The following is a 26121-nucleotide window of genomic DNA, read 5'->3' as shown; positions in this document are numbered from 1 at the left end:
AGATGAAAAAAGAAGAGGGATTTACCCTGATAGAGCTCATGATCGTGGTGGGCATCGTTGCCATCCTCAGCGCTATCGGTTTGCCCGCCTATCAAAACTATCTGCAACGTGCCGCACTGACCGACATGCTACAAACCATGGTGCCTTACAAAACCGCCGTAGAGCTGTGCGCCATTGAACATGGCGGACCGGCGCAGTGTAGCGCAGGTGAAAATAACATTCCGGCGGCGAAAGGTTCGCGCTATGTCTCATCGCTGAGCGTGGTTAACGGCGCAATCAGCCTGACCGGCCAGGAGAGTCTGAGCGGCCTGAGTGTAGAAATGCTGCCGGTCTGGGACAGCAATGAAGGCTTTATCACCTGGCAGCGTAGCTGTAATAGCGATAGCAGCAGCCTGCGTGATAACTGTCTTGCCCAGTTCCGCTTTGCCGATAAGGAAGGCGCAGAATGAGCGAACAGCGACGTGCATTACAGCTCCTTTGCCAGCGTTACCGGGCCGTTATCCTGAGCCATAACGACATGCTGTTACGCGTCGCCCTGGCCGATACGCCGTCAGGAGAATTTCTTGAGGCGCTGCGGTTTGCCAGTCAGTGTCAGGTTGAGGTGGAGTGCTGGCCGCAGGCGCGGCTGGAGCAGTATCAGCAGCAGAATGCTTCGCCTGTCGGGGCGCATGAACACGCCCCCACAGAATCGGCAGTTGAAGCGGTAAACCAGATTCTGCGTCAGGCGCTGGAGCGCCGTGCTTCCGATATTCATATTGAGCCTCAGCATAACCTGATGCGCGTGCGTTTGCGTATCGATGGGGTATTACAAACGCTCACCAATCTGCCTGAAGCGCAGCCCAACGCCATGCTGGCGCGGTTGAAAATATTAGGCGGCATGGATATCGCCGAGCGGCGTTTGCCGCAGGATGGTCAGTTCGCTCTGGAGCTGAACGGGAAGCAGGAGGCTTTTCGCCTCTCTACCCTGCCGACCCGCTGGGGTGAAAAAGCGGTCATTCGTCTTTTGCAAAGCGAGGCGTCGGCCATCTCGCTGGATAAGCTCGGCATGCATGCGAACCAGCTTCGCCAGTTTAAAGCGGCGCTGGCACGGCCGCAGGGGCTGATTCTGGTTACTGGCCCAACCGGCAGCGGGAAAACCTTTACGCTTTATAGCGGCCTCAGCGCGCTTAACGTGGCGGAGAAAAATCTTTGCAGCGTGGAGGATCCGGTAGAGATCCCGCTGGCGGGCATCAACCAGACCCAAATCAATCCAAAGTGCGGTCTCGATTTTAACCGCGTGCTGCGCGCGCTGCTGCGTCAGGACCCGGACGTGATTATGATTGGCGAAATACGCGATGCGGAAACTGCCGAGATCGCCGTAAAGGCGGCGCAAACCGGCCACCTGGTACTTTCTACCCTGCATACTAACTCCACTGCCGAAACCCTGACCCGGCTACGGCAGATGGGGCTGCCCGGTTATCTGCTGAGCTCTGCGCTGCGGCTTATTATCGCGCAGCGTCTGGTGCGGCGGCTTTGCCCACACTGCCGACAGCCTTCACAGATCGTCTCCCATTTTCCCAGCGAACTTTGGCCTGGCACCTTGCAAACCTGGCGCGCGCCGGGCTGCGATCACTGTTTTTCCGGCTATTTTGGTCGACTGGCGCTGTTTGAAGTGTTGCCGATAACAGCTAAATTACAGAATGCCATTGCCGCTGACGCCCCTTTTGAACAAACCCTGCTGCTGGCGAAACAGCAGGGAATGCGCAGCCTGTTTGTTGCGGGGCTGGAAGCGGTTAGCCGTGGCGATACCTCACTGGAAGAGATGCAACGCGTAGTAGGCATGGATGATGGCTGAAGTATCGCTTTTTCACTGGCAGGCGGTGGATGGCGCAGGCAATCTGCAACAGGGAGAATCACTGGCGGCAAGCAGCGAACTTCTGTTGCGACAGTTGGCCGATCGTGAGCTGCTGCCAGTCTCCTGGCGCAAACGAAAAACCTGGCGCGCGCGCGACTGGAAATGGGAGCAGAAAATTGCCCTGTTTCGCCAGCTGGCTACCTTACTCAAAGCGGGCCTGCCCTTATCAGAAGGATTACGCCTGCTCGCTGACGGCCATCCGCATCCCGGATGGCGCGCGTTGCTGAACGATCTGCAGCGCAGCGTAATGAAAGGTGAGGCCTTTTCAGCAGCGTTACGCCAGTGGCCGCAGGTTTTTCCATCGCTCTATCCCGCTTTGATGCAGGTCGGTGAACTGACCGGCCAGCTGGATGAATGTTGTAATCAACTGGCGCAACAGCAGACTCGCCAGCAGCATCTCTGGCAAAAGGTGGTAAAAGCGCTGCGCTATCCCTTGTTTATTCTGTTGGTGGCTGTCGGCGTCACCGTGGGTATGCTGCTGTTTGTGTTGCCAGAGTTCGTCTCGGTTTACAGCGCCTTTAATGCGCCGTTGCCAGCCTTTACCGCTGCGGTAATAGCGCTATCACAAGGATTACAACGTTGGGGCGGGCTTATCGCAGCGGTGGCGCTGAGCATTGCGTTTGGCTGGCGAAAACTGCGAAAGGCATCAGCGGACTGGCAACGCAGGGAGCAGTTGCTGATGCTGCGGTTGCCGCTGATCGCTCCGCTCTGGCGCGGCAGCCAGCTGAGCCAGATCTTTGCCATCCTGCAGCTTACGCAAAAAGCGGGCCTGACGCTGTTGCAGAGTTTACAGGCAGTCGAGGAGACGCTGACGCCCTTGATCTGGCGTGAAGCGGTGGGTTATCTCCAGCAGCATATCGCTCGTGGACTGCCTTTGCACCAGGCGGTACAAGACCACAGGCTGTTTACGCCGCTTTGTCATCAGCTTATCAGGGTTGGCGAGGAAGCGGGCGCGCTGGATATCATGCTGGCGAGGCTGGCTGAATGGCATGAAGGACAAACGCTGTCACGCGCGGAAAGCCTTGCCGCATCGCTGGAGCCGATGATGATGGTGGTGATTGGAGGAATCGTGGGTACGCTGGTGATTGCCATGTACCTGCCGGTTTTTGGCTTGGGCGATGCGATACAGTAAGGGCACGCCAGGCGCGCACCCTTACCGGCTGCTTACTCAGCGTGTAAAAACGCGGTTTTCCTGCTCTGCCACGCGAATAAAGGTGGTGCGCTTGGTCAGCTCTTTGAGCCGTTCAGCGCCTACATAGGTACAGGCTGAACGCAGGCCGCCCAGAATATCGCGCGCCGTTTCCTCGACCGGACCGCGTAAAGGCAGCTTAACTGTTTTGCCTTCCGCGGCACGATATTGCGCGACGCCGCCAACGTGGCGTTTCATCGCCGATTCGGAACTCATCCCGTAGAACAGCATAAACTGCTCGCCGTTCTCCTCAACAATGGTGCCTTCGCACTCATCATGCGCCGCCAGCATGCCGCCGAGCATCACGAAATCCGCACCGCCGCCAAACGCTTTAGCCACGTCACCCGGCACGGAACAGCCGCCGTCGCTGACAATCTGGCCGCCGAGGCCATGCGCGGCGTCAGCGCATTCGATTACCGCAGAGAGCTGAGGATAACCCACCCCTGTTTTCACACGGGTGGTACAGACTGAGCCGGGGCCAATGCCCACTTTAACAATATCAGCGCCGGAGAGGATCAGCTCCTCCACCATTTCGCCGGTCACGACGTTGCCGGCGCAAATCGTCATGCCCGGAAAGGCTTCACGCGCGCGCTGCAAAAACTCAACGAAATGCTCTGAATAGCCATTGGCGACATCAATACAGAGAAACTTCAGCGCCGGGGAAAGGGCGACAATGGCGCTGAGTTTGCTGAAATCCGCTTCGGATGTGCCGGTGGAAACCATCAGATGATTAAGCACTGACGCCGGTACGCGCTGGATAAAGGCTTTCCACTGCTCCACGCTATAGTGTTTATGTACGGCGGTGAGAATATCAAACGAGGCCAGTGCCTCGGCCATGCTGAAGGTGCCCACGGTATCCATGTTTGCAGCGATAACCGGCACGCCTGTCCAGCTCAGCCCGGAGTGTTTAAAGGTGAAAGTCCGCTCCAGTTCAACCTGAGATCGGCTTTTCAAGGTGGAACGCTTAGGCCGAATCAGCACATCTTTAAAGCCCAGCTTCAAATCTTCTTCAATACGCATAAGGAATATCCTGGTTAGTGGCAGCGAACACTGTTCGGGTGCAGCTCACGGCTCCAGTGACGTTATCATACGCGCCATTTGCCCGCCGACAAGACTGCGAATTTCACTTTATATAAGCTACAATCCGATAAATTTACCTGTGAAACGTGATTGTGATCGTGCGCTCATTTTGTTCCGGGTTCGAAGCAAGGGCGCAGTCTGTGGTTGTTACGATCGCTATCAGTGAGAGAGTGAGATGCCCTATACCGTTGCGCTGACCGGCGGAATCGGCAGCGGAAAAAGTACTATCGCCAACGCGTTTGCCGACTTTGGTGTTGAAATTATTGATGCCGACATCATTGCCAGAGAGGTCGTTGAGCCGGGCACGCCTGCTTTGCAGGCCATTGCGCAGCGTTACGGCAATCGCATGTTGAACCCTGACGGAACCTTGTTGCGCGCGGCGTTACGTGAGGTGATTTTCCGCTCGCCGGATGAGAAAGCCTGGTTAAATCAGCTGCTGCATCCTCTGATCAACGCCCGTACCCGGCAGCTGAAGGCGCAGGCCGCCTCGCCCTACGTACTGTGGGTGGTACCGTTGCTGGTGGAAAATGGGTTGCAGCAGCAGGCCGATCGCGTACTGGTGGTGGATGTGGATGAAGAGACGCAGATTACCCGCACGTTGAAACGCGATCGCATTTCACCCGAACAGGCTAAAAATATTCTTGCTGCTCAGGCTACGCGACAACAGCGCCTGGCAGCTGCCGATGACGTCATAGATAACAGCGGCGCACCTGAAGCTGCGCTGCCGTATGTTGCCGAACTCCACCAGCGTTATCTGGCGCTGGCGGCAACGAAACAGGATTAACATCATGAGTACAGTCGTTCTGTTTGAACACCCATTAAATGAAAAAATGCGCACCTGGCTGCGCGTTGAGTTTCTTATTAATCAGTTATATGAAACCATTCCGGTTACCAGCACCGTTACGGCGCTGGGCTTCTTTCGCATCGTGGGCGACCTGCTGGATATTTTCGAGCGCGGCGATATGCGCACCGAACTGCTTAAAGAGCTCGATCGTCAGCAGCAGAAACTGCTGGCGTGGACCGATGTTCCTGGCGTGGATAGCGAGCGCGTTAACGCGCTGCGCGACCAGTTAAAAGCTCACTCTGCCGAGCTGATGGCCGCACCGCGCATGGGGCAACCTCTGCGCGAAGATCGCTTAATTGGCCTGGTTCGCCAGCGCCTGAGCATTCCCGGCGGCTGCTGCAGCTTCGACTTACCGGGTTTGCATATTTGGCTGCATCTTCCGCAGGCGGCGCGCGATGAGCAGGTTAATGCATGGCTGGCGACGCTGACGCCGCTGCGGGCCAGCCTCGCGATGATTCTCAACCTGATTCGTCAATCCGGCGTATTTCGCCATCAAACCAGCCTGAATGGTTTTTATCAGGACAATGCCGAAGGCGCCGATTTGTTGCGCCTGCAGTTGACGCTGGAGGACTCGCTTTATCCTCAGGTTTCCGGACATAAGAGTCGCTACGCGATACGCTTTCTGCCGCTCGACAGCGAACGCGGCGAAGTGCCAGCGCGCCTGAATTTTGAACTGGCATGTTGTTGAGAGGTAAATCATGCAAAATGAAATGGTAACCGTAAGCTGCCCGAACTGCGGGAAAGTGGTGATTTGGGATGAGCTGAGCCCGTGGCGGCCTTTTTGCAGCAAGCGCTGCCAGCTGATTGACCTGGGCGAATGGGCGGCGGAAGAAAAACGCATTCCTAGCAGCGGCGATATGACAGACAGCGACGAGTGGAGTGAAGAGGATCGCTAGAGCATTGTGGGGCTGTTTGCCCCACAAGGTTTAAAGCGCGCCGGAAACCAGGCGGGAAATCAGTCCATGATTGGCAGGTGGGAACTCATCTGCCACGAGATCCTGTTGCTCAACCCAACGCTGCGGCTGTCCTTCCCGTCCCCACGGCTCGCCTTCCCAGTTCTCCACCAGGAAAAAATGCAGCGTGACGCGTACATCGTTGTAGCTGTGATCGGCACTGCCGATAGCCTGCGCCGCGGCCACCTCAATCCCGGTCTCCTCATGCAGCTCGCGCTTTAACGCTTCTTCAGCGCTCTCGCCCGCTTCGATTTTCCCGCCGGGAAACTCCCACTTATTGGCCATATGTGATGTTGCTGCCCGTTGAGTGAGGAAAATCTGTTTACTGGCATTGCGGATCACGCCCACTGCAACCTGCAGGTGTTTCATATATTGCTGTCCTGATCGTTTTAACGGGTAAGCGCAACATTGCGCATCATAAGATCGCTGATGTTAAACGCTATTGCTAAAGGGATAATGCCAAAAGCGCCGGCAAAATACAGCACAAAAAAAGGAGCCAGCGGCTCCTTTTCTGTTTTGGCTGACTGTCAGGCCAGGCGACCGTGGCACTGCTTATATTTTTTGCCTGAGCCGCACGGGCAAGGATCGTTGCGGCCCACTTTACGCTCGCCGCTTTGCGCCGCCAGCGCGACCGCCGCTTCCGTTTCGGTATCCACATGGCTCAGTCGCTGCTGCTGTGCCAGGCGCTCAGCGTCTTCACGGCGCTGCTGCTCCATCGCCTCAACCTCTTCCGGCATACGTACCTGTACCTTGCTTAGCGTGCTGATTACTTCATATTTCAGTGACTCCAGCATTGCCGCAAACATGGCGAAAGATTCGCGCTTGTACTCCTGCTTCGGATCCTTCTGCGCATAACCACGCAGGTGAATGCCCTGACGCAGATAGTCCATCGCCGCCAGATGCTCTTTCCACAGTGAGTCGAGCGTTTGCAGCATCACGCCTTTTTCAAAGTTGCGCATCATCTCTTCGCCCACGATCTCTTCTTTCGCGGCATAGCTCTCGACGGCGCGCGTCATGATACGCTCACGCAGCGTCTCTTCATGCAGATCCGGTTCTTTATCCAGCCAGTCAGCAATCGGCAGATCAAGATCGAAATCGTTACGCAGACGCTCTTCCAGACCCGGCACGTCCCACATTTCCTCCAGCGATTGCGGCGGAATGCAGGTATCGATAGTGGCCTTAAGCACATCCTCGCGGATGCTGTTGATGGTTTCGCTCACGTCCGCCACATCCAGCAGTTCATTACGCTGGCTGTAGATCGCACGACGCTGGTCGTTCGCCACATCATCATATTCCAGCAGCTGCTTACGAATATCGAAGTTACGGCTTTCAACTTTGCGCTGCGCATTGGCGATCGCCTTGGTAACCCACGGATGCTCAATCGCTTCACCCGGTTTCATTCCCAGCTTACGCATCATATTGGAGACGCGATCCGAGGCAAAAATACGCATCAGCGCATCTTCCATTGAAAGGTAAAAACGAGAGGAACCGGCATCGCCCTGACGACCTGCGCGGCCACGCAGCTGGTTATCGATACGGCGTGATTCATGGCGCTCAGTACCAATAATATGCAGACCACCCGCCGCCAGCACCGCTTCGTGACGCTGCTGCCAGGCTGATTTGATCGCTTCAATCTGAGCGGCATCAGGTTCCTGCAGTTCGGCGATCTCTGCCTGCCAGCTGCCGCCCAGCACGATATCGGTACCACGACCGGCCATGTTGGTGGCAATGGTCACCGCGCCCGGCTGGCCAGCCTGGGCCACGATATCCGCTTCGCGCGCATGGAACTTGGCGTTCAGCACGTTATGCTTGATGCCTGCGCGGGTCAGCTCGTTTGACACCACCTCAGATTTTTCAATCGAGATAGTCCCGACCAGCACCGGCTGTCCGTTCGCGGTGCGCTCGCGGATATCTTCAATGATGGCGTCGATTTTTTCTTTCTCGGTCATGTAGACCAGATCCGACAAATCTTTACGCACCATCGGACGGTTGGTCGGCACAACAATGGTATCAAGCTTGTAAATGGAGCTGAACTCAAAGGCTTCCGTGTCAGCCGTACCGGTCATACCGGCCAGTTTCTCGTAGAGACGGAAATAGTTCTGGAAAGTGATGGAGGCCAGCGTCTGGTTTTCGTTCTGAATCTCCACGCCTTCTTTCGCTTCCACCGCCTGATGAAGACCATCGGACCAGCGACGCCCCTGCATGGTACGACCGGTGTGCTCATCAACGATGATCACTTCGCCATCTTTGACGATGTAATCCACATCGCGCGTAAAGAGCACATGCGCACGCAGCGCTGCGGTGACATGATGCATCAGCATGATATTGGTCGGTGAATAGAGCGATTCGCCCTCTTCCATGATGCCCTGGCTGACCAGCAGCTCTTCAATCGTCACCAGACCACGCTCGGTCAGGTGAACCTGACGCGCTTTCTCATCCACGGAGAAGTGACCTTCGCCCTGGAAGGTATCAGAATCTTCTTTTTCCTGACGGATCAGATGAGGAATGATTTTGTTTACTTTGATATAGAGATCGGAACTGTCTTCTGCCGGTCCTGAGATGATCAGCGGCGTACGCGCCTCATCAATCAGGATGGAGTCCACCTCATCCACCAACGCATAGTGCAGCTTGCGCTGAACGCGATCTTCCGGGCTGAACGCCATGTTGTCGCGCAGGTAGTCAAAGCCGTATTCGTTGTTGGTGCCGTAAGTGATATCGGCCGCGTAGGCGGCACGTTTGGCCGGCGCCGGCATGTTAGGCAGGTTGATGCCCACGGTCAGGCCAAGGAACTCAAACAGTGGACGGTTGTTTTCGGCGTCACGCTGCGCCAGATAGTCGTTCACCGTAATGACATGCACGCCCTTGCCGCTCAGCGCGTTAAGATAAGCGGGCAGCGTTGCCGTCAGCGTTTTACCTTCACCGGTACGCATTTCGGCGATGCAGCGATCATTCAGCACCATCCCGCCAATCAGCTGTACGTCAAAGTGACGCATATTAAATACGCGCTTACTCGCTTCACGTACTGTGGCGAAGGCTTCCGGGATCAGGTTCTCCAGCACTTCGCCTTTCTCCAGACGCGCGCGGAACTCCTGAGTTTTCGCTTTAAGTTCATCATCAGAGAGCTTGACGAAATCAGGCTCCATTTTGTTGATGATCTCTACCGCTTTGCGCATGCGGCGCAAAGTACGATCGTTGCTGCTACCAAAAACCTTGGTTAATAATTTGATTAACATGATAAATATGTTCTCAATTCAGCCGTGACAACACGGGCTGCGAAATCTTAACAGAGTGAAAAAACCAACAAGCTTAGCAGAGATCGGATTGCGGACCGGCGCGAATGCCCAGAACTTTAGCTCGCCAGCGTCCACTGTGAAACGATTCGGCACTGGATGGCTGTGCTTTTTCAGCAGCATGCTGGAGCAAGAGAGGCTGTGATTGATGCGTCAGTAGCGCGTGCAGTGAATCGATTAACGCCAGCTTTTGCACCGCCAGCGGCAGCGCATCGGCCTGCTCGGTAAGATGTTGCGGCGCAAGCGTAAAGGAGAGATGGCGAATAACGGTGCGAATGGCATGCTGATGCCAATAATCCACCGTAAAATTGGGCCGCCTTGCCGTTTCCTGCAGACGAATAAGATGATCGAAACGGGCGGCATTGCCGATAAACTGGCTGCTTGAGGGTTTTTCAGGCTGCGCATTTGGATCGGTGCTTTGTGCGTTGACCGGCAAGCCAAGGCTGGCCGCCACCATCCCGAATAAGAGATGAGGCCAGAAATAGCGTCTGCCAAATTGTCGCCAGCGTAGAAGAATTCCGATCACAACCTGTCCATAGAACACAACGTGGAGGAGCCTGCCTGTTGCGTTATCGCAACGGCGCCATGCCTGTTTAAGCGCCTGATAGTATCACTATTGCGCTGTTTCCACATCAAAGATTGGTGTCGTCAGAGAGAAACCGCGCTTTTTTGCGCAGGCTTTCAGCAGGGAAAGAAAAGTGTGGAAGCAGGAGCGCAACGCAGAGAAAAAACAATAAAAACAGCTGGTTCAACTGACCGGAGAGAGTGTCAGCGAAACCAGCTGCCTTAACAGCTTATGCCAGAACCAGGTTCGGGGCTTTGAATGCCAGCGGCAGTTCAGCTTCGTCTTTGAAGGTCGCCCATTCCCAGGCTTCCTGTTTCGCCAGCACCGCCTGCAGCAATTTGTTGTTTAAGGCGTGGCCCGATTTAAAGGCGGTGAACGCGCCGATAATGTTGTGGCCGCACATAAACAGATCGCCGATAGCGTCCAGCATTTTGTGACGAACGAACTCATCTTCGAAACGCAGGCCTTCTTCATTCAGTACGCGGAAATCATCAACCACGATGGCGCAATCAAGACTACCGCCCAGGCACAGGCCACGAGACTGCAGATATTCGATTTCGCGCATAAAGCCGAAGGTACGCGCACGGCTGATTTGGCGCATAAAGGCCTCAGCCGAGAAGTTCATCTTGTAGCGCTGCGAACTGGCATCGATCGCCGGGTGTTTGAAGTCGATAGTAAAATCGAGCGAGAAGCCGTTAAAGGGTCTGATCTCAGCCCATTTATCGCCATCTTCAACACGCACTGTTTGCTTCACGCGCACGAATTTTTTCGCGCTGTTCAGCTCGTCGATACCGGCATCCATCAACAAATAGATGAAAGGCGCAGCGCTGCCGTCCATAATCGGGATTTCCGGCGCATCAACTTCAACAATAATGTTGTCGATACCCAGACCCGCCAGCGCGGCATTAAGATGCTCGACCGTGGAAATACGCACGCCTTCATCGTTCACCAGGCAGGTACTCAGCATGGTGTCGCGCACGTATTTTGCATCAGCCGGGAAGTCTACCGGTGGATTCAAGTCAGTGCGACGATAGATGACCCCGGTATTAGCCGACGCAGGGCGCAACGTCAGGGTGACTTTCTTGCCGGTATGCAAACCGACGCCAGTCGCCTGAACGATACGTTTTAGAGTCCTTTGTTTGATCATCGTATTATCTCGCAATATTACCCATCCGACCGCCAGTATACTTTACCGGCGGGCGAGTACTTTAGCACAAAGAGCGGAGAATCCCAATTCTCAGCTTATTCCTAGTCGGCCTGCTTGCGCAGAAACGCCGGAATATCCAGATAGTCAGGCTCTTTGTTTGACGGCGTATTCTGGTCGTTTACCACTTTAGCGGCCGGCTTCTGCTCCTGCGGCGGCAGCGGTGACATACCGTGCTGCTGGTAGCGATGATCCATAACCGGCTGGCTGGCGGGTTTGTTAGTGACCAGCGTGATTTCCGGGCGCTTATCCATGCCGATACCGGTTGCTACCACGGTGACGCGCAGTTCGTCATTCATTTCCGGATCCAGCGAAGTGCCGATCACTACGGTCGCGTTGTCAGAGGCGAAGGCGCGGATGGTGTTACCCACGGTTTCGAACTCGTCCAGACGCAGGTCAAAGCCAGCCGTGATGTTAACCAGTACGCCACGTGCACCGGAGAGATCGATATCTTCCAGCAGCGGGCTGGAGATCGCCATTTCGGCCGCTTCTTCCGCGCGGTCTTCGCCACAGGCAACGCCGGAACCCATCATGGCGTAGCCCATTTCGGACATCACAGTGCGCACGTCGGCAAAGTCGACGTTCATCAGACCCGGACGGGTAATCAGCTCAGCGATACCCTGCACTGCGCCTTTCAGCACGTCGTTGGCCGCGCCGAAAGCGTCCAGCAAAGAGATGCCGCGTCCCAATACCTTCAACAGCTTGTCGTTAGGGATGGTGATCAGCGAGTCAACATGCTTCGACAGCTCAGCGATACCCTGCTCGGCAAAAGCCATACGCTTTTTGCCTTCGAAGTTGAACGGCTTGGTAACCACCGCAACCGTCAGAATACCTAAATCTTTGGCGACTTCCGCCACCACAGGCGCCGCACCGGTACCGGTACCGCCACCCATGCCTGCCGCGATGAACACCATGTCTGCCCCGTCCAGCGCAGAACGCAGTGCTTCGCGATCTTCTTCTGCTGAGGTGCGGCCCACTTCCGGGTTCGCACCCGCGCCCAGCCCCTTGGTAATATTGTTACCAATCTGGATAGTCTGGCCGACCGCCGTTTTACGCAACGCCTGCGCGTCGGTGTTCACAGCGAAGAATTCCACACCTTCGATACGTTCGCGTACCATGTGTTCTACGGCGTTGCCGCCGCCACCGCCGACGCCGATGACTTTAATCACCGCGTCGTTGGTTAATTCCATAGGTTCAAACATGATTTCTCTCCGTTATGTGCCTGTCGCCTGGAGATCATTAATAGTGTCAGCATGATCCCCTTTTACTAAAATTAAAACTCTTTTTTCAGCCAACTGTTGATTCGTTTGAACCAGTTGCCGACTGACGCTCGTTTTTCCGTCTCCGCATCGCCATTCAGATGCGATTCTTTTCCGTAGTGCAGAAGTCCCACTGCCGTTGAGTAGTACGACTCCTGCGCATAATCTGTTAAGCCGGTAATGTTCAGCGGCTGACCGATGCGCACCTGCGTATGGAATACGCGTTGCGCGCAGGCCGCCAGCCCTTCAATCTGCGCCGCGCCGCCGGTTAATACGATGCCGGCGGCAAGATGGTGTTTCACTCCCTGCTGACGCAGCTGCTCCTGTAGCTGCAGAATCTCGTCGTTAACCAGATTCAGCAGCTCGGTGTAACGTGGCTCAATCACTTCCGCCAAAGTCTGACGCTGCAGGCTGCGCGGCGGACGACCGCCCACGCTGGGCACCTCGACGTTCTCATCTTTGCCGACAATGGACCCCAGGGCGCAACCGTGACGCACTTTGATCGCTTCCGCATCAGTGGGCGGCGTGCCGAACGCATAGGCGATATCGCTGGTCACCACGTTCCCGGCATACGGGATCACCTTGGTATGACGCAGCGCCCCGCCAGTATAGACGGCGATATCCATTGTACCGCCACCAATATCGACAACACAGACGCCCAGTTCACGTTCATCCTCGGTCAGCACCGCAAAGCTGGATGCAAGGCCGGCAAAAATCAATTGGTCAACTTTCAAGCCACAACGTTCAACGGCTTTGACAATATTTTTCGCCATATCGTTGTGGCAGGTGATCAAATGGACCTTCGCCTGCATACGCACGCCGGAAAGTCCCACCGGGTTTTTGATCCCTTCCTGATAGTCGATGGCATATTCCTGTGGGATCACATGCAGGATGCGGTGCTCATCGCGTACACGCACGGATTTGGCAGTATGTACTACGTTCTCCACATCATCCTGGGTGACTTCCTCTTCGGAAATCGGAACCATCCCGATTTCATTCTGACAACTGATATGTTTGCCCGATAATGCGAGGTAGACCGAAGAAATCTGACAATCCGCCATCAGTTCCGCCTGGTCGATGGCGCGCTGCACGCATTTCACCACCGACTCCAGATCGTTTACGCCGCCTTTATCCATACCGCGGGACGGGCAGCTGCCCACCCCAATAATGTTGACCATACCATCGGGCAGAATTTCCCCAACCAGGGCGGCAACCTTAGCGGTGCCGATTTCGAGTCCCACTACCAGTTTTCTGTCCGTTGCCTTGATCATTGTTGTTTAGCCTGTGCCTGGTTTTGTTGCTGATTACTGTCCTGTGGCTCCATCAATGCCGGCGACCAACCTACCGCCGCGCCCGAGTCATAACGCAAATCAACGTAGTCGACGCGTTTATTCTCCGTCTGCGCCTGCTGTTGCAGCACCGGCCAGAGCTCAATAAATCGCTGCAGACGCTTCATGGTGTCGCTGCGTCCAAGCTCAATTCGCACATCGTCACTGGTGACCAGCTGCCATGAACGCCGCGCCGCCATCGACGCCGCCTTCAGGGTTATCTTGTTCGCCTTTAGCACGTCACTGAGGTTGTGATAACCCGCCAGCACCTCTTTTTCGCTGCCTTCCGGCCCGTACAGCATCGGCAGCGTTTCTTTGCCGGCATGATTGGCCGGTACGCTGAACGACACGCCGTCAGCATCCACCATATGCAGGTCGTTCCAGCGGGCGATGGCGACATACTCAACCAGATGGATCTTCAGTTCGTCCGGCCACTGCTTGCGCACGCTGACCTGCTTGATCCACGGCAGGCGTTCGATCTGCTGCTGGATAATATTGACGTCCTGCGACATAAAGGTGCCGGGCGCGCCCAGCGACAGAATCGCCTGACGAATATCGTCGTTGGTGGTGTAGTGCGTCTGCCCGGTGACCACCAGTCTCGACAGCGGCAGTCGGGATGCGTCATTCATCCACTTCAGCACCACCAGTCCACCAAAAATCATGATGCCAACAACGATCAGCAAAAAACCAATGCCGAAGAGTCGGGCACCATTGCTCCGCCCGGAGCGCGCGCGCTGCTCCTGAGCTTCGCGGTTACGTACGTTCAGCGCCGCCTGTGACATATCAGTCGGCCAGCTCCAGAATACGCGCCACGAGCTGTGAGAAGCTCAAGCCCGCCTGCTTTGCCGCCATCGGCACCAGGCTATGGCTGGTCATGCCTGGCGAGGTATTCACCTCCAGCAGATAAAATTTTCCATCGCCGTCGCTCATTACATCCACACGACCCCAACCGCTGCAGCCCAGCGCCTGCCAGGCTGACAGCACCAGCGCCTGCAACTCCGCTTCCCGCTCCGCGCTTAAGCCGCTCGGACAGAAATATTGAGTATCGTCAGAAATATACTTTGCTTGATAGTCATAAAATTCGCTGGCGGTCTGAATGCGAATCGAAGGCAGGATACGATCGCCAACGATCCCCACGGTGTATTCCGCTCCGCTGAGAAAGGCCTCGACCAATACGTCGTTGTCGTGGCGAAACGCCTCTTCCAGCGCGGCGGGCAACGCCTCCAGGCTGTTGACCCGGCTGATGCCGACGCTGGAGCCTTCGCAGCTCGGCTTAACAAACAGCGGCAGGCCCAGCGCGGCAATCGCCGCCTCGGTCTCCGCGCTCAACCCGCTCTCCTTCTGCTGACGCGTTAGCCAGACAAAGCGTCCGGCCGGCAGTCCCCGCCCCTGCCACAGCAGCTTGGTGCGCAGTTTATCCATGGTGATCGCCGAAGCCATCACGCCGCTGCCGGTATAAGGCAGCTGAATAAAATCCAGAATGGCCTGCAAGGTGCCATCTTCGCCGCCGCGACCGTGCAGCGCGATAAACGCTTTGTCGAAACCTTCATCTTTCAGGCGCAGCACGGAAAAATCGCGCGTATCGACCGGATACGCATCGATGCCCGCTTCGCGCAGTCCAGCCAGCACCGCGTTGCCTGACATCAGCGACACTTCACGCTCCGCCGAGGTGCCGCCCATTAATACTGCTACTTTCTCAGCCATGCTGTTCCTCCTGCTGACGCGCCGGTTGCAGCTTCAGTTCAGCCAGTTTCCGGGCGATTTTGCCAACGTTACCGGCTCCCTGCACCAGGATCAAATCGTTGCCGGAGAGCGTCGGCGCCAGCATGCCAGGCAGCGCATCGTGATCGGAAACCAGAATCGGATCGACTTTGCCGCGACCGCGAATCGAGCGGCAAAGCGATCGGCTGTCGGCGCCGGGAATCGCCGGCTCGCCCGCCGGGTACACGTCCAGCATCAGCAGAACGTCAACCTGCGACAGCACATTGGCGAAATCATCAAACAGATCGCGCGTGCGGCTGTAGCGGTGCGGCTGGAACACCATCACCAGTTTTTTATCCGGCCAGCCCGCGCGTGCGGCTTTGATGGTGGCATCCACTTCCGTTGGATGATGTCCGTAATCGTCTACCAACATCGCGCTGCCCGCTGTGCCGTTCACCCCTTCGGTGGCGAATTCGCCCAGTACGTCGAAGCGACGACCTGTGCCCTGGAAACTCTCCAGCGCCGCCAGAATGGCGTGGTCATCAATGCCCTCCTCCGTGGCCACGGCAACTGCCGCCGCTGCGTTCAGCGCATTGTGGCGTCCCGGCGCGTTCAACGTCACCGTCATCAACGGCTTATCGTGACGCACCAGCGTAAAATGCCCCTGCGCGCCGTGCTGCTCATAATTCTCAATGCGCACGTCCGCGTCGTCGCTGAAGCCGTAGGTGGTAATCTGACGACCGACGCGCGGGATCAGATCGCGGATCACCGTATCATCCACGCACATCACCGCACGGCCGTAAAAAGGCAGGTTGTGCAGGAAGTTGATAAAGGTCTGCTTCAGGTTCTCAAAATCGCCCTGATAGGTATCCATATGGTCAGCTTCGATATTGGTGACAATGGCCACCATCGGCTGCAAATGAAGGAAAGAGGCGTCGCTTTCGTCCGCTTCCGCAATCAGATAGCGGCTGCTGCCCAGGCGCGCATGAGTACCCGCCGCTTTCACTAAGCCGCCGTTCACGAAGGTGGGATCGAGTCCGCCTTCGGCATAGATGCTGGAAACCATCGCGGTGGTGGTGGTTTTTCCGTGCGTCCCGGCAATCGCGATACCGTGGCGGAATCGCATCAGCTCCGCCAGCATCTCCGCACGACGGATCACCGGGATTCGCGCTTCACGCGCGGCAACCAGCTCCGGGTTATCCTGCGCAACCGCGCTGGAAACCACTACCACGCTGGCGTCATTAACGTTTTCCGGCCGGTGGTTAAAATAGATGGTCGCGCCCAGCGAGGTCAGGTGTTGAGTCACAGCGTTCGGCGCCAGATCGGAGCCGCTGATATGATAGCCTTCATTCGCCAACACTTCGGCAATACCGCCCATGCCGGCACCGCCGATGCCGACAAAATGGATGTGCCGGACGCGACGCATCTCGGGCACAATGGAACGCAGTTTTGCCAATTGTTGTGTATTCATCTTTCTCAATTACCTGTTGTTTCGGTTTGTGCCGTATAACGACACGGGTCAGCCGGGCTGACCGGAAAAGGTGTTTGCGGCTTTTGCCACTTCAACAGCGACACGTTCAGTGGCATCGGGAATCGCGACCTGACGGGCTTTTTCCGCCATCGCCAGCAAGGTTTCACGATCCCAATGACTCAGCGTTTCCGCCACGGCATCCGCATTAAACTGCGGCTGCTCATAAATTTTGGCTGCGCCCGCTTTCTCCAGCGGCAGCGCATTCCAGTACTGCTGGCGATCTTTATGCTGAAACGGGACAAAAATCGCCGGTAAACCCGCGGCCGCCACTTCGCTCACCGTCAGCGCGCCGGAACGGCAAACCACCACATCGGCCCAGGCGTAAGCGGCTGCCATATCATCGATAAACTCGACGATTTTGTGCTGCTCCTGCCCTGCCTGCTGATAGGCATTCAACACGCTTTCCAGCGCGCCTTTGCCTGTCTGGTGCCAGAGCGTAATCTGCTCGCCCATGCGGGCTGCCACCTGCGGCATCGTCTGGTTCAGAATGCGCGCGCCCTGGCTGCCGCCAATTACCAGCACCCGGATCGGTCCGCTGCGGTTCGCCAGACGCTGCGCCGGTAACGGCAGCGCCAGCACGTCGGTGCGCACCGGATTGCCTACGACGATCGCATCGGGAAACGCGCCGGGAAATGCCTGCATCACCTTTTTGGCGATTTTCGCCAGCCACTTGTTAGTCAGGCCCGCGATACCGTTCTGTTCATGCAGCACTACCGGAATGCCGCAGCTCCAGGCTGCCAGGCCGCCGGGACCCGAGACGTAGCCGCCCATGCCCAGCACCACATCCGGCTGCCACTTTTTCATAATGACGCGCGCCTGACGCCAGGCGTTGAAAATGCGCACCGGCGCCAGCAGCAGCGCCTTCGGGCCTTTGCCGCGCAAGCCGCTGATGCGGATAAATTCAATGTCGATGCCGTGCTTCGGCACCAGATCCGCTTCCATACGATCAGCGGTTCCCAGCCAGCGCACCTGCCAGCCCTGTTCCATCAGATGATGAGCAACGGCCAGGCCGGGAAACACATGTCCACCGGTTCCGCCCGCCATTACCATCAGTCGCTTGCCACTCATCGACCACCTCGGGTAAACGCCTGCGCTTTCGCCAGACGCGTTTCGTAATCTATGCGCAATAAAAACACAATGGCCGTCGACATGATAATCAGGCTCGAGCCGCCGTAACTGATCAGCGGCAGCGTCAGCCCTTTGGTTGGCAGCATTCCCGCTGCCGCGCCAACGTTCACCAGCGCCTGAAAGCTGAACCAGACGCCAATCGAGCAGGCCAGAAAACCGGCAAAACGCTGGTCAAGCTCTAATGCCCGGCGACCAATCGACATGGCACGAAAAGCCACGAAGAATACCATTAACAACGCCAAAACCACACCGACATAACCGAGTTCCTCCCCGATAATCGAGAAAATGAAGTCGGTATGCGCCTCCGGCAGATATTCAAGTTTTTGCACCGAATTGCCGAGGCCTTGTCCCCAGAACTCACCGCGGCCAAACGCCATCAGCGACTGGGTTAACTGGTAACCGCTGCCGAAGGGATCTTCCCACGGGTTCCAGAACGAGGTGACGCGACGCATACGGTACGGCTCGGCGATAATCAGCAGCACCACGGCAAAAATGCCGGAGCCGATAATCGCCAGGAACTGCCACAGCTTGGCCCCGGCGAGAAACAGCATCGCCAAAGTGGTGACGAACAACACTACCACTGTCCCTAAGTCCGGCTGCGCCAGCAGCAGCACCGCCAGCACCACCATCACGCCCATCGGCTTACAGAAGCCCCAGAAATTGTTGCGTACCTCTTCCACCTTGCGCACCAGATAGCTGGCGAGGTAGCAGAACAGCGTCAGCTTCGACAATTCAGCGGGCTGAATACGTAGCGGCCCGAGCGCAATCCAGCGTGATGCGCCGTTAACCGAACTGCCCACCACCAGCACGATCAGCAGCATCACTACCGACACCAGCAGCATAATGTTGCTGTAACGCTGCCAGAAACTCATCGGCACGCGCAGGGTGACCAGCGCGATACCCAGCGCCAGCGCCAGATAGAGCGCATCGCGCTTGGCAAAGTAAAACGGGTCTTCTGACAGACGCTGACCCACCGGCATCGAGGCCGAAGTCACCATTACGAAACCCACAATCGCCAGGCCAAAGGTCAGCCAGAGCAGCGTGCGATCGTAAAGCACCATCGGGGCGCCATCGCTTTCGCGTGCGCCAACGCCCATCACCCACTCTTTCAGACGCCCGGTAATAGCGCCCGCCAGGTTTTTCACTCCGGGAATGCGCATCAGCCCAACTCCTTCGCCAGCTGCGCGAAGCGTTCGCCGCGCTGTTCAAAATTACGGAACTGGTCAAGGCTGGCGCAGGCGGGCGAGAGCAAAACCATATCGCCTGGCTGCACCTGAGGCGCAATCTGTTCCATCGCCTGTTGCAATGTTTCGGTACGCGTGGCGATTTCGGGCCGCAAAGCGGCCAGCGCGTCGCCGTCGCGGCCAAAACAGTAAAGCCTGATTTTATTGCCCTGAAGGTAGTGCGCCAGCGGGGTAAAATCGGCGGATTTGCCGTCGCCGCCCAGCAGCAGCCAGAGCGTGCCTTTCACCTGCAAGCCGTTCAGCGCCGCTTCGGTGCTGCCGACGTTGGTGGCTTTCGAGTCATTAATCCAGCGTACGCCGTTACGTTCATGGGCCAGCTGAAAACGGTGCGGCAGACCGGTAAAGGTGGTCAATGCTTTCAGGCTGGAGGCGCGCGGCACGCCTGCGGCATCGGCCAGCGCCAGCGCCGCCAGCGCATTGGTATAGTTGTGCTGACCCACCAGCTTCATTTCGTCGGTGTTCAGTACCTTCTCACCTTTTACCCGCAGCCAGGTGCTGCCTTGCTGCTGGTTCAGATGATAATCGCCCACGTCTACGCCGAAGCTGACGCAACGCGCGTCAGCGCCGCGCACTGGCATCGTCATGCCGTCATCAGCATTGACCACGCAGACGTCGGCGTTTTCATAAATGCGCAGCTTGGCGGCGCGGTATTGCTGCATACCGAGCGGATAACGATCCATATGATCTTCGGTCACATTCAGGATCGTCGCCGCCGCGGCCTTCAGGCTCCAGGTGCTTTCCAGTTGGAAGCTGGAAAGCTCCAGTACATAAAGCTGCGCAGGCTCTTTCAGCAGGGATAAAGCCGGTAAGCCGATATTGCCGCCGATACCTACCTGCCAGCCTGCCGTTTTCGCCATTTCGCCCACCAGCGTCGTCACGGTGCTTTTGCCGTTGGAGCCGGTAATCGCCACGATTGGCGCCTGCGCCTCGCGGCAAAACAGCTCGATATCGCCAACGATTTCGATTCCCGCGTCAGCCGCTTCGCTCAGGTCAGGATGAGCCAGCGCAATACCCGGACTGGCGATAATCAAATCAGCCGCCAGCAGCCAGTCGCGGTTAATGCCGCCAAGGTAACGCTCAACGTTTTCCGGCAGCTTATCAACGCCCGGCGGCGACACACGGGTATCCATCACGCGGGGCGTTACGCCCTGCGCTAAAAAGAAATCAACACAGGAGAGCCCGGTCAGGCCTAACCCGATAATGACTACTTTTCTGCCCCGATAGTCAGCCATAATTAACGTACCTTCAGCGTTGCCAGGCCAATCAGCACCAGCATCAGCGAAATAATCCAGAAACGCACAATCACGCGCGGCTCCGGCCAGCCTTTCAATTCATAGTGATGGTGAATCGGCGCCATGCGGAAAATACGCTGACCGCGCAGCTTGAACGATCCCACCTGCAGAATCACCGACAGCGTTTCAACCACGAATACGCCGCCCATGATCACCAGCAAAAACTCCTGACGCAGCAGCACAGCGATGGTGCCCAGCGCGCCACCCAGCGCCAGCGAGCCGACGTCGCCCATAAAGACCTGCGCCGGATAGGTGTTGAACCAGAGAAAACCGAGACCGGCGCCTACAATGGCGGTGCAGACGATCACCAGTTCGCCAGCATGGCGCAGATAAGGGATATGCAGATATTCCGCGAACACCACGTTGCCCGTTGCCCAGGCGACCAGCGCAAAGCCCGCCGCCACAAACACCGTGGGCATGATCGCCAGACCATCCAGACCGTCGGTGAGGTTGACCGCGTTGCCGGTGCCGACAATGACGAAGTAAGCCAGCAGCACATAGAACAAGCCGAGCTGCGGCATGATGTCTTTGAAGAACGGCACCACCAGCTGGGTAGCCGGGGTGCCTTTGCCCGCGACAAACAGCGCGAACGCCACGCCCAGCGAGATCACCGACATCCAGAAATATTTCCAGCGCGCGATCAGTCCTTTAGTATCTTTGCGCACCACTTTGCGGTAATCATCCACAAAGCCGATAACGCCGAAGCCGACCAGCACCACCAGCACGCACCAGACATAGGGATTGGAAGGATAGGCCCACATCAGCACCGAAACGGTGATTGAGGTAAGGATCATAATGCCGCCCATGGTCGGCGTGCCGCGCTTGCTGAAGTGCGACTCCGGGCCATCGTTACGTACGACCTGACCAATCTGTAACTTCTGCAGCCACGCGATCAGGCGCGGCCCCATCCACAGCGAGAGGAAAAGTGCGGTCAGCAGGCTGACAATGGCGCGAAACGTCAAATAGGAAAAGACGTTAAAGCCGGAATAGAATGTGACCAGATGCTCGGCCAGCCAGACTAACATGTTCCTTTCTCCTGTAAGCTCTGTACTACCTGCTCCATGGCGGCACTACGCGAGCCTTTTATCAAAACGGTAATTTCCGGGTATTCGGACAACAGCGTCCGTAAACGTTCAACCAGCGCGGTCTTATTGCTGAAATGTTCGCCAGCGCCGCTGGCTTCGCTGATGAAATGGCTGAGCGACCCGGTGCTGAGCACAAGATCGATACCTGCCAGCTTCGCCGCCAGACCAACCTCACGGTGGCACTGCTCCGCTTCGTCGCCCAGTTCCGCCATATCGCCCACCACCATCACGCGGTAGCCCGGCATGGTAGCCAGTACTTGTGCGGCGGCAGTCATCGAACCGACGTTGGCGTTGTAACTGTCGTCCAGCAGCAGCTGAGTGTCAGAGAGGCGCACCGGGAAAAGTCGGCCAGGCACCGCCTGCAACGTTTTCAGACCGGCCTGGATGGCGCTGAGCGGCACATCCACGGAGAGCGCCAGCGCCGCCGCAGCCAACGCGTTCGCCACGTTATGGCGGCCCGGCAGCGGCAGCAGGATATCGGTCTCGCCGCGCGGGGTATGCATGATGAATCGCGTGCCGTCGCCGCTGACCTGAATATCGCTGGCCCAGAAATCGCTGTCGGCCTGCGCCTGCGGCGCAAAGCGCCAGACGGTTTTGCCGTGCAGCTGCGTCTGCCAGTGCGGCCAGTCATTGCTTTCCTGATTCAGAATGGCCGTGCCATGCACCGGTAAACCGGCAAAGATTTCGCCTTTGGCTTTCGCCACGCCGTCCAGCGAGCCGAAACCTTCCAGATGCGCCGCGGCCAGGTTGTTGACCAGCGCGCTCTCAGGGCGCACCAGCTCGGTGGTATAAGCAATTTCGCCCTGATGGTTGGCGCCCAGCTCGATCACCGCGTAATCATGCTCCGGCGTCAGGCGCAGCAGCGTCATCGGCACGCCAAAATCGTTGTTGAGGTTGCCGGCGGTATAGAGCGTCTCGCCGCACTGGCGCAGAATCGCCGCCGTCATCTCTTTCACTGAGGTTTTGCCGGAGGAGCCGGTGAGCGCGACCACGCGCGCTTTGGCCTGCTGACGCACCCAGGCGGCAAGCTTGCCAAACGCCAGACGCGTATCGCTGACGATCACCTGCGGCACAGCGACCTGTAAGTGCTTACTCACCAGTAACGCCTGCGCGCCGTTGGCAATAGCGTCACCGACAAAATCGTGCGCGTCGAAGCGCTCGCCCACCAGCGCCACAAACAGGCTGCCGGCGGTAACCTTACGCGTATCGGTCGTCACGTCGTTCAGCGTGAGATCGCTGCCAACCAGCGTGCCGCCGCTGATTTCCGCCAGGGTTTGCAGAGAAACAGGAATCATACGATCACCCCCAGTAAACGGGCGACCGTCAGGCGGTCGGAGTAGTCGAGACGGTGGTTACCGACAATCTGGTAATCCTCGTGGCCTTTGCCCGCTACCAGCACAATATCGTCAGGCTGCGCCTGCATCACCGTATTGGTCACCGCCTGCGCCCGTCCTGACACCACGCGCGCCCGGCCCGGATCCAGCAGACCGCTCAGAATATCGTTCACAATCGCCATCGGCTCTTCGCTGCGCGGATTGTCATCGGTTATCACCACCACGTCGGCATACTGCTCGGCGATAGCGCCCATTAACGGGCGTTTTCCTTTGTCGCGATCGCCGCCGCAGCCAAACAGGCACCAGAGCTGGCCTTTGCAGTGCAGACGCGCCGCTTCGAGCGCTTTTTCCAGCGCGTCAGGCGTGTGGGCATAATCGACGACAACGGTAGGCTTGCCCGGCGCGTTAAACACCTCCATGCGCCCGCAGACTGGCTGCAGCTGTGAGGCGCTCTCCACAAGTCGATCCAGCGAATAGCCAAGCGCCAGCAGCGTGGCAAGCGCCAGCAGCAGATTACTGACGTTAAACGCGCCCATCAGGCGGCTTTCAATTTCGCCATCGCCCCAGCTGGAGCGGAAACGGATACGGGCGCCGTTGTCGTGATAATGCACGTCGGTCGCTTTCAGCCAACGACCATGGCAGCCTGGCTGTAAGTTATCTTCCAGCGTGACCGCGACCGCATCGGGCAATTTTTGCAGCCAGCGGCGACCTGCCTCATCATCGGCATTGATAATCGCCTGGCCCGGATGATGCTCTGAGAACAGCAGCCACTTGGCTGACTCGTAGCTCTGCATATCGCCGTGATAATCGAGATGGTCGCGGCTCAGGTTGGTAAATACCGCGGCGGCAAAAGGCAGCGCCGCCACGCGATGCTGCACCAGACCATGAGAAGAGATCTCCATTGCGGCGAGGGTCGCCCCCTGCCCTGCCAGATCGTGCAGCACTTGCTGCACCTCAACGGCAGAGCCGGTGGTATTTTCAGTCGGCACCAGGCGGCCATACAGGCCATTGCCGACGGTGCCCATCACCGCGCCGGTTTCGCCCAGCAGGTTCGTCCACTGCGCCAGCAGCTGCGTGGTGGTGGTTTTACCGTTGGTGCCGGTTACGCCGACCAGCTTCAGCTTTTCGCCCGGCTGGCGGTAAAAACGCCCGGCCAGCGCGGAAAGGCGTTGCTGCAGCTGCGCCAGGTAAATCACCGGCACGCCGTGCAGTTCGCGCATATCGCCGTCGGCGGCTTCGCCTTCCGCTTCGGCAATCACTGCCGAAACGCCTTGGGCGATAGCCTGTGGAATAAAGCGCCGTCCGTCAGCCTGATGACCGGCTACAGCAACAAACAGATCGCCGGACGCCGCGCTGCGGCTGTCCAGTGTCATGTCACGAAGCGGACGCTCCGGCGCGCCAGGCACCCACGGAGCCAGTAAGTCGCGCAGATTACGATCTGTCACTTGGATCCCCATTTGAATTAATCACCAACTCGTTTTTCTCATTGACCGGCAACGCGTCTGGCTCGATGTTCATGGTGCGCAGAACGCCGCCCATGATGGCGCCGAACACCGGTGCCGAAACCGCACCGCCATAATATTTCCCGGCCTGGGGATCGTTAATCACCACGACCAGGGCAAAACGAGGATGGCTGGCAGGCGCGACGCCTGCGGTATAAGCGATATATTTATTGACGTAACGCCCGTCCGGGCCGACTTTCTTCGCGGTACCGGTTTTAATGGCGATGCGGTAGCCCTTGATAGCCGCCTTCACGCCGCCGCCTCCGGGTAACGCCACGCTCTCCATCATATGCACCACGGTTTTTACCAGTGATTCGGAGAAGACGCGCTCGCCGGCAACCGGCGGGTCAACTTTGGTGATCGACAGCGGACGGGCGATGCCGTAACTGCCGATGGTTGCATAGACTCGCGCTAACTGTAACGGCGTTACCATTAGCCCGTAGCCGAAAGAGAAGGTGGCCCTCTCTATGTCAGACCACCGTTGTTTTTGCGGATATAAGCCACTACTTTCCCCGACCAACCCCAAATTGGTCGGCTTTCCCAATCCAAAGCGAGAGTAAGTATCTACTAACGCTGAGGAGGGCATCGCTAACGCCAAACGTGAAACGCCGACGTTACTCGACTTCTGCAGAACCCCGGTAAGGGTCAATTCGTTATAGCGCGCCACATCTTTGATCTCATGACCATTAACGCGGTACGGCATGGTATTTAGTACGCTGTTCTCTTTCACCACGCCGCGCTGCAGCGCGGTCATCACCACCATGGGCTTGACCGTGGAGCCTGGTTCGAAGATGTCGGTAATGGCGCGGTTGCGCATCACATCTTTCGGCGTGTTGCTGAGGTTATTCGGGTTGTAGGCCGGGCTGTTGGCCATCGCCAGCACTTCGCCGGTATTGACATCCACCAGCACGGCGGTGCCCGATTCCGCTTTGTTAAACGCCACGGCATTATTGAGCTCGCGGTACACCAGCGCCTGCAAGCGCTCATCAATGCTGAGCGTCAGGTTGTGCGCTGCGCGGCTGTCAACGGAAGAGATATCTTCAATCACGCGACCATAGCGGTCCTTACGCACCGTACGTTCGCCCGGCTGGCCGGTCAGCCATTTATCGAAGCTTTTTTCGATCCCTTCAATGCCCTGACCGTCAATATTGGTAAAGCCGATCAGGTGCGAGGTTACCTGACCGGCGGGATAATAACGACGCGACTCTTCGCGCAGATAGATGCCAGGAAGCTTGAGTTTTTTGATGTAGTCGCCAATCGCCGGATTGATCTGACGGGCAAGATAGACGAAACGCCCTTTTGGGTTGGCGTTGACGCGGGCGGCCAGCTGATCGAGAGGAACAGAGAGCGCGTCAGCGAGCGCTTTCCAGCGGCTGTCGAGGGTGACGCCGCCGTGCTCATGAAGCTCTTTCGGATCGGCCCAAATGGCGTTAACCGGCACGCTCACCGCCAGTGGACGGCCGGCGCGGTCGCTGATCATGCCGCGTGCGGTGGGGATCGCCTGTACGCGCAGCGAACGCAGATCGCCCTCTTTAACCAGTTTGTCCGGTTTGATCACCTGCAGCCAGGCGACACGAGAGAGCAAACCGCAGAGCGCCAGCAGAATACAGCCGCACAGCAACGCAAAACGCCAGCTCACAAAGCTGGCTTTATCTTCCTGTTTTTTCAACTTCAGCGTTCTGCTGCCGCTCATTTGGT

The 26121-nt window shown here is 57.4% G+C and carries 23 protein-coding genes; 6 read left to right on the top strand and 17 right to left on the bottom strand.

Annotated elements, in window-relative coordinates; all coding sequences use genetic code 11:
- Positions 1–2 precede the first annotated feature (2 nt).
- From ppdD to hofC, 3 genes are read left to right on the top strand one after another with little or no spacing between them, the layout of a single operon-like run.
- Positions 3–449, top strand: coding sequence for a prepilin peptidase-dependent pilin (gene ppdD, locus ABU178_RS04265; protein WP_397212301.1), 447 nt, complete (start codon positions 3–5; stop codon positions 447–449).
- Positions 446–1834: a type II secretion system protein GspE gene (gene gspE / locus ABU178_RS04260; protein WP_397212299.1), complete on the top strand. Its 1389-nt coding sequence runs from the start codon at positions 446–448 to the stop codon at positions 1832–1834. Before ppdD ends, gspE begins: the two co-directional genes overlap by 4 nt.
- Positions 1827–3026, top strand: coding sequence for a protein transport protein HofC (hofC, locus tag ABU178_RS04255; RefSeq protein WP_397212297.1), 1200 nt, complete (start codon positions 1827–1829; stop codon positions 3024–3026). Before gspE ends, hofC begins: the two co-directional genes overlap by 8 nt.
- Before the next feature lie 36 nt (positions 3027–3062).
- On the opposite strand, the gene ABU178_RS04250 is transcribed toward hofC, so the two are convergent.
- Positions 3063–4103 carry a GMP reductase gene (locus ABU178_RS04250; protein WP_397212296.1) on the bottom strand — a complete coding sequence of 347 codons (1041 nt, stop codon included), beginning with the start codon at positions 4101–4103 and terminating at the stop codon, positions 3063–3065.
- 235 nt (positions 4104–4338) lie between these two features.
- Between ABU178_RS04250 and coaE the strand changes: the two genes are divergently transcribed.
- Genes coaE through yacG form a run of 3 tightly spaced genes read left to right on the top strand, consistent with a single transcriptional unit; the run spans position 4339 to position 5903 of the window.
- Complete coding sequence (gene coaE / locus ABU178_RS04245) at positions 4339–4947, top strand: dephospho-CoA kinase (RefSeq protein WP_397212294.1); 609 nt, start codon at positions 4339–4341, stop codon at positions 4945–4947.
- Between the two features lie 4 nt (positions 4948–4951).
- Positions 4952–5695, top strand: a complete 744-nt coding sequence (gene zapD, locus ABU178_RS04240; RefSeq protein ID WP_397212292.1) for a cell division protein ZapD — start codon at positions 4952–4954, stop codon at positions 5693–5695.
- A gap of 10 nt (positions 5696–5705) precedes the next feature.
- Positions 5706–5903, top strand: a complete 198-nt coding sequence (gene yacG, locus ABU178_RS04235; protein WP_397212290.1) for a DNA gyrase inhibitor YacG — start codon at positions 5706–5708, stop codon at positions 5901–5903.
- A gap of 30 nt (positions 5904–5933) precedes the next feature.
- On the opposite strand, the gene mutT is transcribed toward yacG, so the two are convergent.
- From mutT to ABU178_RS04155, 16 genes are all read right to left on the bottom strand, one after another.
- A complete protein-coding gene (mutT, locus tag ABU178_RS04230) occupies positions 5934–6329 on the bottom strand; it encodes an 8-oxo-dGTP diphosphatase MutT (protein WP_397212288.1) in 396 nt (131 codons plus the stop codon).
- Between the two features lie 158 nt (positions 6330–6487).
- Positions 6488–9193 carry a preprotein translocase subunit SecA gene (gene secA, locus ABU178_RS04225; RefSeq protein WP_397212286.1) on the bottom strand — a complete coding sequence of 902 codons (2706 nt, stop codon included), beginning with the start codon at positions 9191–9193 and terminating at the stop codon, positions 6488–6490.
- A 73-nt stretch (positions 9194–9266) separates the two neighbouring features.
- Positions 9267–9776: a secA translation cis-regulator SecM gene (gene secM / locus ABU178_RS04220; protein ID WP_397212284.1), complete on the bottom strand. Its 510-nt coding sequence runs from the start codon at positions 9774–9776 to the stop codon at positions 9267–9269.
- A 268-nt stretch (positions 9777–10044) separates the two neighbouring features.
- Positions 10045–10962 carry a UDP-3-O-acyl-N-acetylglucosamine deacetylase gene (gene lpxC, locus ABU178_RS04215; protein ID WP_397212282.1) on the bottom strand — a complete coding sequence of 306 codons (918 nt, stop codon included), beginning with the start codon at positions 10960–10962 and terminating at the stop codon, positions 10045–10047.
- A gap of 101 nt (positions 10963–11063) precedes the next feature.
- Positions 11064–12221, bottom strand: a complete 1158-nt coding sequence (gene ftsZ, locus ABU178_RS04210; protein ID WP_312240259.1) for a cell division protein FtsZ — start codon at positions 12219–12221, stop codon at positions 11064–11066.
- A 71-nt stretch (positions 12222–12292) separates the two neighbouring features.
- The gene (ftsA, locus tag ABU178_RS04205) at positions 12293–13549 is read right to left on the bottom strand and encodes a cell division protein FtsA (RefSeq protein WP_397212279.1); all 1257 of its coding nucleotides are present in this window, start codon (positions 13547–13549) and stop codon (positions 12293–12295) included.
- A complete protein-coding gene (gene ftsQ, locus ABU178_RS04200; RefSeq protein WP_397212277.1) occupies positions 13546–14388 on the bottom strand; it encodes a cell division protein FtsQ in 843 nt (280 codons plus the stop codon). Before ftsQ ends, ftsA begins: the two co-directional genes overlap by 4 nt.
- Position 14389: 1 nt before the next feature.
- Positions 14390–15310, bottom strand: coding sequence for a D-alanine--D-alanine ligase (locus tag ABU178_RS04195; RefSeq protein WP_397212275.1), 921 nt, complete (start codon positions 15308–15310; stop codon positions 14390–14392).
- Complete coding sequence (gene murC / locus ABU178_RS04190) at positions 15303–16778, bottom strand: UDP-N-acetylmuramate--L-alanine ligase (RefSeq protein ID WP_397212273.1); 1476 nt, start codon at positions 16776–16778, stop codon at positions 15303–15305. Before murC ends, ABU178_RS04195 begins: the two co-directional genes overlap by 8 nt.
- A gap of 48 nt (positions 16779–16826) precedes the next feature.
- The gene (gene murG / locus ABU178_RS04185) at positions 16827–17906 is read right to left on the bottom strand and encodes an undecaprenyldiphospho-muramoylpentapeptide beta-N-acetylglucosaminyltransferase (protein WP_397212271.1); all 1080 of its coding nucleotides are present in this window, start codon (positions 17904–17906) and stop codon (positions 16827–16829) included.
- Positions 17903–19126, bottom strand: a complete 1224-nt coding sequence (gene ftsW / locus ABU178_RS04180) for a cell division protein FtsW (RefSeq protein WP_397212269.1) — start codon at positions 19124–19126, stop codon at positions 17903–17905. Before ftsW ends, murG begins: the two co-directional genes overlap by 4 nt.
- On the bottom strand, positions 19126–20442 hold the full coding sequence (gene murD / locus ABU178_RS04175; protein WP_397212267.1) for a UDP-N-acetylmuramoyl-L-alanine--D-glutamate ligase: 1317 nt from the start codon (positions 20440–20442) through the stop codon (positions 19126–19128). Before murD ends, ftsW begins: the two co-directional genes overlap by 1 nt.
- A gap of 2 nt (positions 20443–20444) precedes the next feature.
- Entirely contained in the window at positions 20445–21527 is a 1083-nt protein-coding gene (gene mraY / locus ABU178_RS04170) for a phospho-N-acetylmuramoyl-pentapeptide-transferase (RefSeq protein WP_397212265.1), read from the bottom strand.
- On the bottom strand, positions 21521–22882 hold the full coding sequence (murF, locus tag ABU178_RS04165; RefSeq protein ID WP_397212263.1) for a UDP-N-acetylmuramoyl-tripeptide--D-alanyl-D-alanine ligase: 1362 nt from the start codon (positions 22880–22882) through the stop codon (positions 21521–21523). The genes mraY and murF overlap by 7 nt, the downstream gene beginning before the upstream one ends.
- Positions 22879–24366 (bottom strand): UDP-N-acetylmuramoyl-L-alanyl-D-glutamate--2,6-diaminopimelate ligase, encoded by a 1488-nt coding sequence (murE, locus tag ABU178_RS04160; protein WP_397212261.1) that lies wholly within the window; start codon positions 24364–24366, stop codon positions 22879–22881. The genes murF and murE overlap by 4 nt, the downstream gene beginning before the upstream one ends.
- Positions 24353–26116 carry a peptidoglycan glycosyltransferase FtsI gene (locus ABU178_RS04155; protein WP_397212259.1) on the bottom strand — a complete coding sequence of 588 codons (1764 nt, stop codon included), beginning with the start codon at positions 26114–26116 and terminating at the stop codon, positions 24353–24355. Before ABU178_RS04155 ends, murE begins: the two co-directional genes overlap by 14 nt.
- Between the last annotated feature and the right edge of the window lie 5 nt (positions 26117–26121).

It is taken from the genome of Pantoea osteomyelitidis (genome assembly GCF_044342975.1).
GTDB classification, from domain to species: Bacteria; Pseudomonadota; Gammaproteobacteria; order Enterobacterales; family Enterobacteriaceae; genus Pantoea; species Pantoea osteomyelitidis.
This window is presented reverse-complemented; position numbering and strand designations above follow the sequence as displayed.

Excerpts from the sequence above, each read along its gene's own strand:
- ppdD (WP_397212301.1), top strand. The coding sequence starts at position 3 with ATGAAAAAAGAAGAGGGATTTACCCTGATAGAGCTCATGATCGTGGTG.
- gspE (WP_397212299.1), top strand. The coding sequence starts at position 446 with ATGAGCGAACAGCGACGTGCATTACAGCTCCTTTGCCAGCGTTACCGG.
- hofC (WP_397212297.1), top strand. The coding sequence starts at position 1,827 with ATGGCTGAAGTATCGCTTTTTCACTGGCAGGCGGTGGATGGCGCAGGC.
- ABU178_RS04250 (WP_397212296.1), bottom strand. The coding sequence starts at position 4,103 with ATGCGTATTGAAGAAGATTTGAAGCTGGGCTTTAAAGATGTGCTGATT.
- coaE (WP_397212294.1), top strand. The coding sequence starts at position 4,339 with ATGCCCTATACCGTTGCGCTGACCGGCGGAATCGGCAGCGGAAAAAGT.
- zapD (WP_397212292.1), top strand. The coding sequence starts at position 4,952 with ATGAGTACAGTCGTTCTGTTTGAACACCCATTAAATGAAAAAATGCGC.
- yacG (WP_397212290.1), top strand. The coding sequence starts at position 5,706 with ATGCAAAATGAAATGGTAACCGTAAGCTGCCCGAACTGCGGGAAAGTG.
- mutT (WP_397212288.1), bottom strand. The coding sequence starts at position 6,329 with ATGAAACACCTGCAGGTTGCAGTGGGCGTGATCCGCAATGCCAGTAAA.
- secA (WP_397212286.1), bottom strand. The coding sequence starts at position 9,193 with ATGTTAATCAAATTATTAACCAAGGTTTTTGGTAGCAGCAACGATCGT.
- lpxC (WP_397212282.1), bottom strand. The coding sequence starts at position 10,962 with ATGATCAAACAAAGGACTCTAAAACGTATCGTTCAGGCGACTGGCGTC.
- ftsZ (WP_312240259.1), bottom strand. The coding sequence starts at position 12,221 with ATGTTTGAACCTATGGAATTAACCAACGACGCGGTGATTAAAGTCATC.
- ftsA (WP_397212279.1), bottom strand. The coding sequence starts at position 13,549 with ATGATCAAGGCAACGGACAGAAAACTGGTAGTGGGACTCGAAATCGGC.
- ftsQ (WP_397212277.1), bottom strand. The coding sequence starts at position 14,388 with ATGTCACAGGCGGCGCTGAACGTACGTAACCGCGAAGCTCAGGAGCAG.
- ABU178_RS04195 (WP_397212275.1), bottom strand. The coding sequence starts at position 15,310 with ATGGCTGAGAAAGTAGCAGTATTAATGGGCGGCACCTCGGCGGAGCGT.
- murC (WP_397212273.1), bottom strand. The coding sequence starts at position 16,778 with ATGAATACACAACAATTGGCAAAACTGCGTTCCATTGTGCCCGAGATG.
- murG (WP_397212271.1), bottom strand. The coding sequence starts at position 17,906 with ATGAGTGGCAAGCGACTGATGGTAATGGCGGGCGGAACCGGTGGACAT.
- ftsW (WP_397212269.1), bottom strand. The coding sequence starts at position 19,126 with ATGCGCATTCCCGGAGTGAAAAACCTGGCGGGCGCTATTACCGGGCGT.
- murD (WP_397212267.1), bottom strand. The coding sequence starts at position 20,442 with ATGGCTGACTATCGGGGCAGAAAAGTAGTCATTATCGGGTTAGGCCTG.
- mraY (WP_397212265.1), bottom strand. The coding sequence starts at position 21,527 with ATGTTAGTCTGGCTGGCCGAGCATCTGGTCACATTCTATTCCGGCTTT.
- murF (WP_397212263.1), bottom strand. The coding sequence starts at position 22,882 with ATGATTCCTGTTTCTCTGCAAACCCTGGCGGAAATCAGCGGCGGCACG.
- ABU178_RS04155 (WP_397212259.1), bottom strand. The coding sequence starts at position 26,116 with ATGAGCGGCAGCAGAACGCTGAAGTTGAAAAAACAGGAAGATAAAGCC.